Genomic DNA, 12,283 nt, shown 5'->3' with positions numbered 1-12,283 from the left:
CCGGCGCTGCCGTCGATAAATACCTTGGTCATGGTGTTGACCCTCCTTGCTTACGGGGGTTGTTTGAGTGAACAGCGAATGAATATATTTTATATCTATATGAATATATATTCAATAGATTTTGGAGAAAATTCCTTTTTTAGATTTTTTCTACGAAATAAATAACAAAATGTCAAATAAATATGCATATATATGGTTAAAATAACGAATAATAATACGTGATATAGAATAAATATGCAATATACTGCCGGACGTGCGCGTGACTGGAAAACAAAATGTCCGGCGTAAAAATACATAGGAAAATACAAAATACAGCCCGGGCAGCTCCGATCCTGTCTGATACAGGAACAGAGCCGCCCGGGCTGTTTTGATGAAGATAAGGGAAAGGAAATGAAGAAGGAGTTTGAAAAAATCAGGCGAAGGTCAACTCAAAGCCTTCGGCGTAGAAGGCCCCGCCCATGGGCAGGCAGTCCAGATCAAGGGTCACTTCGCCATCACCCTGGCGGAAGCGCAGAGTCTGGCCGGTGCGCATGCAGCGAACCGAAGCAACCGGCTGGGGCAGATGCAGGGTGAGCTTGCCCGGCAGAGCGGGTACCTCGTCGTAGGCATAGAAGGCATAGGCGCGCTCGTCGGTGCGGGTGTAGAACAGCCGCTCCTCAAAGTAAGGCGCGCAGATGCGGGTGTTGTAGATGCCCTGGCCGAACAGCTTGAGCCAGGCACCCATCTCCCGCAGAGAACGCTCGGCAGGAGCGGGGAGCAGGCCGTCCGGCTGCGGCGCGATGTTCAGTGCCAGGTTGCCGCCCTTGCTCACCACATCCAGCAGCAGGTGGACCAGCTGGCGGCCGCTCTTGAAATGATCGGTGTAATGGAAGGAGAATTTCTGCCCCACGGTGGTGCAGGTCTCCCAGGGTACGGTGAGGGCGGTGTCCGGCACCGTCTTTTCCGGGGTGATGAAATTCTCGTACTCACCGCCGCAGGTGCGCTCGCACACGATCATCTGGGGCTGGGTGGTGGCGCGCATCTCCTCCACGATCTCGCCCAGGCGGATATCCTGGCCCAGATTGTCCGGACGAACCCAGCCGCCGTCCAGCCAGAGCACATCGATCTGACCGTAGTTGGTGCAAAGTTCCCGGATCTGCTCGTGGGTGAACTGTACATACTTTTCCCACAGCTCGGGGTGCTGGTCCACATCGTAGTTCACGTTGCGGGTGGGGGCAGTACCGAACTGGGGTGCCCAGTAGTAGGGGCTGTGCCAGTCGGGCTTGGAGAAATAGGTAGAGATGGCGAGCCCCTTGCGGCGGAACTCCCGATAAAGCGCACCCACCACATCCGCGTCCGGATGGATGTGGAAGGGGCAGTCCGGTCCGGTGATCTTGTAGTCGGTGGTCTTGGTGTCGTACATGCAGAAGCCGTCGTGATGCTTGGTGGTGAACAGCAGATATTTGAAGCCGCACTCACTGGCCAGCTCCGCCCAGGCGGCGGCATCGAACTTCACCGGATTGAAGGTCTTGTTGGCGTCCCAGTACTGCTGCTTGCACACCTCGGCAGGAGCCCAGGTGAAGTCCTCCTGGCTCCAGGCGGCGTCGCCGTCACTCAAAGGCCAGCTCTCGTAGGTGCCCAGCTGACTGCCGGGAGCCCAGTGCATCATAAAGCCAAGCTTCAGGCCCATGAACCAGTCCAGATGCTTTTGAACCTGGGGAGATTTGGGAGGAACATATTCCTCCGGCGGGGTGTAATTATGAATGCCGTTGGCAACGATCTCTTTTTTCATGGCATGTGGTTCCTTTCGCAAAACGGGCGCTCAGCAAAGCGCCCTTTTCTTATGCCGCCCCGGCGGTGGGGGCCCTTTGGTTCCACTATAAAAGAATTTTTGCTGCGGCGAAAGGGGCAATTCTTTTGCTGATGTGCACTTTTTTTGGCTGCGGTGTTCCGGGGGAACCGGTTAAGAGAAAATCCCGACTCGAAGCAAGAAAAAAGACACATGAACCGAAATAATTCCACTTTTCCGGTGGGAAAATGGCGGTTATCATGAAAACATACTTCCGCCATTTCGCAGACCACGGTGGCCTGCGGAGAAAACAGCAAGGAGGAACGAGAATGAAGCAAACGCAAAACAAGCCCGTATCGCTTTGGCGAACGGGGCTGGGCAGGCGGGCGGTCAGCCTGCTGTGTGCCGGTGCGCTGGCCTTGACCGGGGTGTTGCCCCTGTCGCTGGGGGCCAGAGCGCAGGGCGAACCGCCCCGACTGAACAACCTGATTCTGGACCGGGTGTATGAGCTGCAGCCTGTGAACGGTTACCCGGAAGGTGCAGTGCCGAACGATACCGGCTTTGCACCCCAGGTGACCGACTACACCGGAACCGCTTATGCCTCGGTGGATTCCATCCAGGTGTACCCGTTTGCCGCTTCCGATACCGCGCAGGTAACGGTGAACGGCACAAAACCCAATGACAAGGGCTATGTGGAAATGGACGTTTCCCAGCCCGGTGAGCATCCCTTGAAGGTGCAGGTGAGCGACGGCGGTGCCACCAGTACCTATACTGTAACCGTAAACAAAACCGAGAGCGACTACCGGGGCCGTGTGCCGGTGGTGAAAAACGAAGCAATCAGCAATGCACTTTCGGTTAAAACGGAAGTGGGTGACCAGAACAAGCTGCTGGAGATCCTGAAAAAGGATTACGAGGTAGTCCTGCCGGAAAGCAGCAAGACAGACGGCAGCTATGTGGACACCAGCGAAAGCTATTGGAAGGTTTCTCCGGATAAACTGCCGGATGCAAACGGAACCAAATCCCCGGTGACGCTGTTTACCGTGGATCTGGGTGCGGTGTACAGTGTCAGCCGTATCCGCGCGGCGTTTGGTCCCTCCAATATGGGCCTGGGCAATAACAAGGCTCGGATCTCGGTAAGTACCGACGGAGAACACTGGCAGACTCCCATCACCAAGGGCAACATGAACACCGGTGTACAGTATCATCAGAATGTGACCCGGTACGAGTTCGGTGTTTCCTACGACACCCGCTATATCCGGTTTGAGGTCACTCACTGGCAGCGGCCGGAAAAGGAGCTGCGGCTGTACCAGTTCATGATCTTCACCGACTCCGGCACCGTGCCGGAGAAGCAGCCTGCCCCGGAAGGCGGCAGCGTGCCCTATCAGCATGAAGAGCGCCACCAGTATCTGGCCAGCGGTCAGGCGACCGTGGTGGAGCGGGGTCTGCCCATGCTAGGCTGGACCCCCAGCAGCGGTTACGGCCGCGGCACCCCCACTGTGGAGGAGGCCAGACAGTTCGGCTACGACGGCCCGCTGTTCTATGACCCGGACTTTGCCAATGCGGACTACATGCTCTATAACCCGGATTCGCTGTGGGGCATTGCAAAGGCTCCCTTCGGCGGCAATAACATGGGCGGCGCGGGTGATCCCAGAGAGTTTGTGCCCGAGTCCATGAAGCCGTATATCCATAACGCCATCAGCTTCTGCTTCGGTGACGAGGGCGGCTACAGCACCGGCGAAGCCGAGGCCTTCGGCAAGTGGTTTGCCTGGACCCGCCAGCATTACCCCGGCGTGATCCTGCATACCAATCAGTTCCCCAACCAGTGGGGCGAGACCAATGTGAAGGAATACCTGCGCATTGCCCAGCCGGACCTGCTCACCTGGGACGACTACTACGGCGATGTGAGCTGGGCCAATCCCTCCAGCATCAACCTTTCCAACGGGGATGTGCAGAAGAACGCAGCCCGAAAGCTGCTGAATCTGCCCACCTGGGAAAGCTACCGCAAACTGGCTTACGGCGGTGTGGATGGTACCGGCAGCATGCCCATCATGTTCGGCCAGTATCTGGACGCCTTCGCCTTCAACCACTCCCAGTCCAACAAGAATCTGGTGGTAAACACCTCCATTTTGTCCGGTATGAAGTGGCTGAACTTCTTCCGGGTGGAGTACCAGTTTGACCGCAGCTATCTGTGGGATGAGGACGGCACCCCCACCCGCGGCCTGCTGGAATGGGGTCAGCTGATCGACCGCGTTCACGCCATTGACGATCAGCTCACCCGCCTAAACAACGACTGGATCATGTTCAAGGTGGGCCAGATCGGCAGCGAAGACGGTGCGTCGGCCAGCGGCTTCCACCGCGGCAACTTCGACAGTGAGCAGAGCGCAGCCAAGAATCGGGAATTCGGCCTTTCTGCCGTGCAGGTGCAGAGCCTGTCCAAGGCGCATGGCGGCAAAACCGGCGATGTGGTGCTGGGCTACTTCAACACCCTGCCCGGTCTGTACGAGAGCGAGATCGCCGAGCATTTTGCCGGTGCCACCGCACCCAAGGCGTTCATGGTGATGAACGGTCTGGTGGCAGGCACTGCCGAGCGCTACAATCAGTTCAACATCCCCCAGCGTGAGGCGGGCAGCGCCGAGAACACCCGCCAGCAGATCACCCTCACTGCAGATCCGGCTTTTGTGAAGGCCGGCTACACCCTGTACGAGGTACAAAAGGACAACGGCGGCAAGCTGAGCCCGGTTGCTCTGGACGAGAACGGCAGCTTTACCGTTACCCTGGGCGGCGGCGAAGCCAACCTCTATTTCTGGAACACCAACACCACCGCTTCGGCCAGCTCTCAGGCAGAAGGCACTTACGCCTCCTTTGCCTTTGACGGCCACCCCGCCACCTACTGGCAGCCTCAGCAGGCCGCGGAACAGTACACGCTGGAAAACACCTTCGCACAGAGCCAGGTGAGCCAGCTGACCGTGGTGGAAAAGGGAAGTGCCATCCAGACCATGAAGGCGGAATACAAGGATGCCGCCGGTCAGTGGCAGTCTCTGGGCGAGCTGACCAAGAACGAGGGCGTGTGGACCGCTTCTGTTGCTTCTCCCGTGGAGGCAGAGGGCGTCCGGCTCACCGTTTCCAAGGCAGAGGGCCTGCCTGCCATCTATGAAGTGAAGATGGAGCGCACCGAGCTGGACCCCGGCCGGGTGAATACCATCACCGTGAACGATAACACCATGGGCAGCGGCCTGTTCCGTTTTGACTACGACGGGCTGTGGTCCTATCGGGAGACCGAGACCAACGGCAGCAGCATGACCCAGTATCCCCTGGAAAACGACGGCCATTTCTCCAACTGGAGCGGTGCCCGTGCCACCTTCACCTTCTATGGCAATAAGGTGGAGCTGCTGCTGCGGGCAGATCAGGCCGGGAACATCCGTGCGGCCATCACCAAAGAAGGCGAAGAGCCTCAGTGGAAGACCGGCTCCGGCCGCAGCCTGGTGTTCGACAATCTGGAGCAGGGTGTCCACACTCTGACCATTGAAAAACTGAACGACAGCCAGGCGGGTATCGACGGCGCAAAGGTAAGCTATCAGGGCAGCCTGCCGGCTGATATCACCGCACAGAACAGCACCGGTGCCAATGCGGTACAGGAATATCTGGATCAGCGCACCACCGATGCGTCGGCGAAAAATCACTTTGCATATCAGCCGGAGTCCGTGGCATCCAAGCCCATGGGCACTGACAACAATGGCTTCAAACCGGACGGCGACGAGGCAAACGGCTGGGTGCAGCACGTGCAGAATGCCCAGTATCAGAATCTGGGCTTTACCCGCACCACCAAAGAAGATGCGACCTACAGCATTCAGTTCTACGGCACCGGCGTGCAGCTGTATGCAGGCGTTACCCCGCTGGGTGAAGCCGACCCCTCTGCGCAGTACGGCACGCTGACCTTCCAGCTGGATGGCAAGGACGTACAGCCCACCCAGCTGGATGCCTCCAAGCTGGGCAATAACGGAAAAGTGTCCGCCCGCATGTGGGCGGTGTCTGTCCCGGAGGCAAAGCAGAACGAAAACCACCTGCTCACTGTGTCGGTCAAGGGCGGCTACAGCCGCATCGACTATGCCGTTGTGGAGCGCATGTGGGAAAACGAGCCCGGGGCAGAGAGCTTTTCTGTGAGTGTGGCGGCCAGTGAAAACGGCAAGGCTGAGCTGCTTACCGCCGACCGGGTGACCGCCGGCGGCAGCGCGGTGGTCAAGATCACCCCGAATGAGGGGTATCAGGTCTACCGGATCGTGGTGAACGGCGTGGCTCAGAACATCCCGGCGGACGGCCGTCTGGTGCTGACCAATATCCAGGAAAACAAGAATATTCAGATCACCTTCGCCCCGGCGGCTTATCCGATCCAGCTTGCACCCGGCGAGGGTGGCGTGATCGTTCCCTCGGTACTGAAGACCCAGGCAGGCAGCAAGGTAACGGTGAAGACGCAGGCCTTTACCGGCTATCAGCTGCATGCAGATTCGTTGAAAGCCACTGCGGCAGATGGCACGATCGTCCCGCTGGAAGCAGGGGAAGAGGGAGTGCTTTCCTTCGTCATGCCTGCCCAGGCAGTGACTCTGAGCGCGGCCTTTGACGCGCAGCAGTATCCGGTGACCCTGGCCGAAGGCATCACCGGCGGCAGTCTGGAACTTTCGGTACAGGGAACGGCGGCCTATCGCCAGACGGTCACCGTAACGGTACGTCCCCAAGAGGGTAGGCGTCTGGTGAAGGGCAGCCTGAAGGCTCTTCTTGCCGATGGCGGAACGCTGGCCCTGGATGCAGTGGACGGCGAACGGTATGAATTTGTCATGCCTGCTCAGGCGGTGACCCTGCAGGCTGCTTTTGAAGCGGTTCCGGATCACACCGTAACGGTGGAGAGCACCGGTTCCGGTACTGCCCAGGCCACGGCCTCCGGCGTACAGGATGGCGGCTCGATCCAGATCCGGATGCAGCCGGAAGAAGGCAACATCGTGGGAAGCATCGCCGTGAACGGCCAGCCCTGGCCGGTTCCCGCACAGGGCAATGAACTGACCATTGAAAACGTGACCAGCGATCTGGCGGTAGCTGTGGAGTTCGTGAGCGCCGATACCCGGATGCACACCGTTGCCGCAGCCGCAGGCGAAGGCGGTACCGTTGTGCCGGAACGCCAGCTGGTAAAGGACGGCGGCAGCGCTGTTGTGATTCCCAAGGCTCAGACTGGCTACATGGTGGAAGCAGTCAAAGCAGGGGAGCAGAACGCTCAGTATAACGAGACCAACGGCACCTGGCTGCTGAATGGTGTAACTGCCGATCTGAATGTACAGGTAAGCTTTGTAAAGAATCAGTATGCCATCACCTTGACTCAGCCGGAGCATGGTACCCTGTCGGCCTCTGCGTCCGCAGCGGGCCTGGGCGATACCGTCACCGTGACGGTACAGCCGGCCGAGGGATACCGCTTTGAAGACGGCAGTCTGCGAGTCACCGGAGAGGACGGCGCGCAGCAGAGCGTGACCGCTCAGGAGGCAGGCAAGAGCTATTCCTTCCGCATGCCCGGTCAGGCGGTGCAGGTGACCGGCAGCTTCGTACAGGCACAGGCCCCCGCGCCCAGTCCGGACCCGAATCCGGACCCGGAACCCACTGCGAAGCCCCAGCCCAGCCCGGCCCCCACACAGGCGCCGGATCAGAATCCCCGCCCGGACCCCACCGCGGCACCTGCTCCTGCGCCCACTGCCGCGCCTACGGCAGCTCCCGCACCCACGGCGGTCCCCCCGGTGAACACATCGAATACGGAGAAGAAGCCCGTGAAGGCGACTCCCGCCCCGGAAAGTGAGAGCCAGTCGGAGCAGAGCGATGCAGTCACCCCCACCGCTGCGCCCACTCCTTCTCCGGAAAACAGCACCGCACAGTCGGATTCCAGCGCCTCTTCTGTTCCTGTGACCGAAGCGAACGCCAACAAAAATCCCATGCCGGTTATTCTGGTGGCGGGTGGAGCAGTGCTACTGGCCGCAGTGCTCGGAATCGTTCTCTGGAAGATGAAAGCAAATCGTGAAGAGTAATTGATCCAATTGCGGTAAATAAACACTAAAAAACACCTCTGTGTCATTGGCACAGAGGTGTTTTTGTCGTATAAATCTAATCTGCAAAGCAGGAGGATGCAGAGTCAAGATCTTTCGGAAGCGTGAGCCGGGCCAGCAGCCGCTGTCCGTCGTAGTTGATGTAGCGCAGCCCGCCCTGATCGCCGAAACGCAGCATCAGCCGCTCATTCACATTGCGGATGCCAAAGCCGTGCGTCACCTTGAGGGGAACGTCCTGATAATCCAGATAGGCATTCAGTAGTTCTGCATCTGCGCCGCAGCCGGTATCGGTGACTTCAATAATGTGCATGCCATTTTCCTCCCGGGCGCTGATCCGGATGATAATGCCTGGATCCTGCCGGGTGATGCCATGGCGGATGGAATTTTCCACCAGAGGCTGCAGGGTGAATTTTGGAATGACCACCTGAGAAGGCGACAGGCCGGGCAGGATCTCCAGGCGAATGTCCTGCCGGAAACGAAGTACGTACACCGCGATGTATTCCCGGATGTTGTCCAGCTCGGTGGAGATCGTAACCATCCGGTCCGGCTCTGTGATGCTGTAGCGCATCAGGCTTGCGATGGAATCCACGGTGGCGGCGATGTCATCCTCTTCCCGTTCCAGCGCCATATAGTTCACCGCGTTCATGGCGTTGAGCATGAAGTGGGGGTTGATCTGGGCCTGCAAGGCTCGCAGTTCGCTTTCTCTGCGCATGTTTTCCTTGGTGGTGAGTTCCTGGATCAGTGTGTTGACACGATCGATCAGGTTGCCGAAGCTGCGACTGAGCTGTTGGATCTCCCGTGGACCGCGGATGGAAGAAGCGTCCCACTGCACGCCGCGGGTATCCTGAATGGCTTCGATTTTTTTTGTGAGCTGCACTACCGGACGGGAAATGCTGGCCGAAAGGACCAGCGATAATAAGATTCCCAGAACGACGAAAGCGATGGAGCACAAAAGATAGGGGAACATCATTACCCATACCTGTGTGATGATGTCCTGATAAGGGGTCAGGAATACCAGCTGCAGTCCCCATTGCAATTCCTGCGAAGTACACAGATACTGCTCGTTCTCGATCTCCAACAGGGAGCTGACCGAGTTTGGGATCAGCAGAGTTTCAGAGATGTCCAGCTCGCTCAGATTGGGGCTGCGGAATACCTGGGTCCCCTGGTCGTTCAGCAGCAGAAAGCCACTGTTTTCGGTTACCGGAACCAGCGAGAGCAGGTGCGGCAGTTGGGTCACCGGCAGGCTGCCACGCAGCACGCCCACACCATCCGGCAGGTGCGCGCCGGTGAAGGTGCTGCTTTGCAGCCGGCAGGCAAAGCACAGCCGTGTCTGATCCTCGCTCAGAAAGATGTGCTGCCCGCTGCGGCGGCTCAGGGCCGCCTGATACCAATCTTCGTCGGCAACAGTGGCACCGCTGAATACCCGGCTTACATTGGGAATGGTATTGGAGGGCAGAAACAGCTGGCTGACCTCCAGCTCCGGATTCACGAACAGCTCGGTCTTGAAGCCGTTGTTCAGCAAAAGTGCTACGGCATTCAGCTGGTAGGAAAGGCGGCTGTTCAGATTGAATTTGGTGTTCAGGTCCTGCAGTTCATCCTGGCCGATCTTTCGGCTGAGCAGCTCGCCCAGCTGCTGGTCGCTGGTATATTGGTAAACCAACTGATCCACCGCCTGGGTAAAGATGCCGCTCAGCCGCACATTGGCCTCGATCACCGCCTCCTGGGAAGTGATCAGCTGCCGGGCGATGGAGTACCGGAACAGCAGATAAGTCGCGCCGTTCAGCGTGAGCAGAATGGCTGAGATGATGCAGCAGACAATCAGAAATGTGCGCTTTTTGATGCTCATGGCATGGCCTCCCCGCTGGCGTTGCTCGGGCATAAAAGGGCCTGGGCCCGCTCCAGCCGCCGGGCGGAAAGATAGTTGCTGATGTTCTGGCCGGTGGCATTTTTGAAAACCGTGCTCAGGTAGGACAGGGAAAGATGCAGCGTATCCGCCAGATTGGAGATGTTGAAGGTGGAAGCGGAGTAGTTGTCCTGAATGGCCTGCAGGCAATAGGAGACAATGGGGTTTGCATACTCGCTCTTGCGATTTTCCGCGTATTCCATCAGATCGTAATATTGGGTAGCCAGGTAGGCCAGGCGTTCCTGCTGGGTGGTGAGCTTCCAGTATTCCTCCATGGCCTTCTGACGCATGGCGTCCAGGCTGGCCCGGTCCTTGCCCAGCTCCTCCTGATATAAGAAGAGGTAATTCAGCAGCTGGATGCCCAGCACGTCCCGCCGGTCCGAGAGAGAACGGAACACATCGTTGCTGATGAGCAATTCACCCATAGCGGCCATATCTCCTTTATGAAGCGCCTGACTCACCTGAGTGCGCAGGGCTTCATCGCAGGCATACCAGGGCGGCACATCCGCCGTGAGCTCGGCGCTGATCGCTGCAAGCCGTTCCTCCAGGCTGTTCAGCTTTGCCCGGGTAATGGGCTTCAGAATATAATCCGTCACCTGATATTGCAAAGCCCGCTGGGCGTATTCAAATTCACCGTGGCCGCTGATCAGGATCATGCGGGTGTTCGGGCAATGCTCATACAGATAGCGGGCTAGATCCAGACCGTCCATGCCGGGCATGCGGATATCGGAAATGACCACATCCGGATGATGCTCCTCAAGCAGGGTTACCGCTTCATCACCGCTGGTGGCACAGCCCATCAGCTGGCCGCCGAACCGGTCCCAGTGCAGCATACGGGAAATTCCGTCCAGGGCCATGCGGTCATCGTCCACAAGAATGATCTTCATAAAGAGGTGCTCCTTTCAGATAGGAAGGGAAACAAATGCAAAAGAACTGTTCTCCAGTATAGCACACTTTTTGCCTGCGTGGTTGTAGATGTTGCAAAAAAATATAAGACAAAGAGAACTTTTCTTGTGGAACCGGCTATGCCTAAAAAAAGTGCACCCCACTTAAAATTAGTATCGTTGTTGGCGAACAGGGCGGCGTTTATAATTAAGGCAGACGGAAAACAAGGCCACTGTGCCGCAAGGAGGAAACGCAATGAAACAATCGGCAAAGTACGCCGGCGGAGCGTACAACAAGGCTGGCTTTTTAAAAACCTTCAAAAAGAATCTTCCGCTCACGCTGATGGCGCTGCCCGCGTTGATCGTGATGTTCCTGTTCCGGTATCTGCCCATGTCCGGCCTGCTGCTGGCCTTCAAGCGATTCAGTGTTCGCAAGGGCATCTTCGGCAGCGACTGGGTGGGACTGAACAACTTCAAGTTCCTGTTCCAGACCTCTGATGCCTGGGTCATCACCCGAAACACCATCTGCTACAACGTGCTGTTCATTCTGATGGACCTGATCCTGGCGGTGGCCATGGCGATTGGTCTCAGCGAGCTGCTTCGCAAGCGGCGGGCCAAGATTTACCAGACCATCTTCATGGCGCCGTACTTCCTGTCCTGGGTGGTTGTTTCCTTCATGGCCTTCTCGCTGTTCAGCGTGGACGATGGCCTGTTTAACCACCTGCTGGCCTACTTCGGCTTCCAGGGCGTGGACTGGTACTCCGAACCGGGCAAATGGCCCTTCATCCTCACCTTCTTCCAGATCTGGAAGACCATCGGCTACTCCACGGTCATGTACATCAGCAGTCTGACCGGCATCTCCAACGACTACTACGAGGCAGCCATCATCGACGGCGCAACCAAATGGCAGCAGATCAAGCGGATTACGCTGCCTTGCCTGAAGCCCATGATGATCGTACTTACCATCCTGGCCATCGGCCGCATCTTCTACGCGGACTTCGGTCTGTTCTTCCAGCTGCCCCGCAACTCCGGCCCCCTGTACCCGGCAACTCAGGTCATCGACACCTACGTATATCGGGCCCTGAAGGAAACCGGCAACGTGGGTATGGCGGCGGCTGCAAGCCTGTACCAGTCCATCGTGGGCTTTGTGATGGTGGTGGGCGCCAACCTGGTGGTGCGCCGCATCGAGCCGGACAGCGCCCTGTTCTAATGGTCTAAGGGAGGAAATCAACCGATGAAACTCTTTAAAAAAGTACCGGAGATGCCGAGCGATGATCTGTCCATCAACCGCATCTCCAAAAAGACAAATGCAGTGCTGAACCTGGTGTTTCTGCTCTGGTCTCTGGCCTGCGTGCTGCCTCTGGCACTGGTGGTCATTGTGTCCTTCAGCAGCGAACAAAGTATCTTCCAAAATGGCTACAGCTTTTTCCCCAGCGAATGGAGTCTGGATGCCTACCGCTTCTTCTTTAAACTGGGCGATCAGCTGATCCGCTCCTACGGCATCACCATCTTTGTGACCGTGGTGGGCACCCTGTTCAGCCTGGCCATCACCGCCATGTTCGCCTATGTGCTCAGCCGCAGCGACTACGCCTACAACCGGCTGTTCACCCTGCTCATGCTCTTCACCATGCTGTTCAACGGCGGCATCGTGGCC

At 57.8% G+C, this 12,283-nt stretch carries 5 protein-coding genes and 3 pseudogenes; 5 read left to right on the top strand and 3 right to left on the bottom strand.

Features of this window, described 5'->3' with window-relative positions; translation table 11 throughout:
- Positions 1 to 412: 412 nt before the first annotated feature.
- Positions 413 to 1,771, bottom strand: coding sequence for an alpha-L-fucosidase (locus J7G73_RS11310; protein ID WP_291246321.1), 1,359 nt, complete (start codon positions 1,769 to 1,771; stop codon positions 413 to 415).
- Between the two features lie 245 nt (positions 1,772 to 2,016).
- Here J7G73_RS11310 and J7G73_RS13760 point away from each other — a divergent pair.
- The 3 genes and pseudogenes from J7G73_RS13760 to J7G73_RS13750 form a co-directional block, all read left to right on the top strand.
- Positions 2,017 to 3,039: pseudogene (locus tag J7G73_RS13760) on the top strand (cadherin-like beta sandwich domain-containing protein); the annotation flags it as partial.
- Positions 3,040 to 4,463: 1,424 nt separating this feature from the next.
- A pseudogene (locus J7G73_RS13755) lies at positions 4,464 to 4,640 on the top strand (hypothetical protein); the annotation flags it as partial.
- A 124-nt stretch (positions 4,641 to 4,764) separates the two neighbouring features.
- Positions 4,765 to 7,824, top strand: a complete 3,060-nt coding sequence (locus J7G73_RS13750) for a hypothetical protein (protein ID WP_367113990.1) — start codon at positions 4,765 to 4,767, stop codon at positions 7,822 to 7,824.
- Between the two features lie 76 nt (positions 7,825 to 7,900).
- Here the strand turns inward: J7G73_RS13750 and J7G73_RS11300 are convergent, their stop codons facing one another.
- Positions 7,901 to 9,688, bottom strand: a complete 1,788-nt coding sequence (locus J7G73_RS11300) for a sensor histidine kinase (RefSeq protein WP_291246319.1) — start codon at positions 9,686 to 9,688, stop codon at positions 7,901 to 7,903.
- Entirely contained in the window at positions 9,685 to 10,632 is a 948-nt protein-coding gene (locus J7G73_RS11295) for a response regulator (RefSeq protein WP_291246318.1), read from the bottom strand. The genes J7G73_RS11300 and J7G73_RS11295 overlap by 4 nt, the downstream gene beginning before the upstream one ends.
- 253 nt (positions 10,633 to 10,885) lie before the next feature.
- Here J7G73_RS11295 and J7G73_RS11290 point away from each other — a divergent pair, with 253 nt between their 5' ends.
- Complete coding sequence (locus tag J7G73_RS11290) at positions 10,886 to 11,839, top strand: sugar ABC transporter permease (protein WP_087295218.1); 954 nt, start codon at positions 10,886 to 10,888, stop codon at positions 11,837 to 11,839.
- A gap of 24 nt (positions 11,840 to 11,863) precedes the next feature.
- A pseudogene (locus tag J7G73_RS11285) lies at positions 11,864 to 12,283 on the top strand (carbohydrate ABC transporter permease); the annotation flags it as partial.

The organism is Allofournierella sp. (genome assembly GCF_017889395.1).
GTDB lineage: Bacteria > Bacillota > Clostridia > Oscillospirales > Ruminococcaceae > Allofournierella.
Note: the sequence above shows the minus strand (reverse complement) of the source record. Positions and strands in the feature narration are given on the sequence as shown.

Excerpts from the sequence above, each read along its gene's own strand:
- J7G73_RS11310 (WP_291246321.1), bottom strand. The coding sequence starts at position 1,771 with ATGAAAAAAGAGATCGTTGCCAACGGCATTCATAATTACACCCCGCCG.
- J7G73_RS13750 (WP_367113990.1), top strand. The coding sequence starts at position 4,765 with ATGAAGGCGGAATACAAGGATGCCGCCGGTCAGTGGCAGTCTCTGGGC.
- J7G73_RS11290 (WP_087295218.1), top strand. The coding sequence starts at position 10,886 with ATGAAACAATCGGCAAAGTACGCCGGCGGAGCGTACAACAAGGCTGGC.
- J7G73_RS11295 (WP_291246318.1), bottom strand. The coding sequence starts at position 10,632 with ATGAAGATCATTCTTGTGGACGATGACCGCATGGCCCTGGACGGAATT.
- J7G73_RS11300 (WP_291246319.1), bottom strand. The coding sequence starts at position 9,688 with ATGAGCATCAAAAAGCGCACATTTCTGATTGTCTGCTGCATCATCTCA.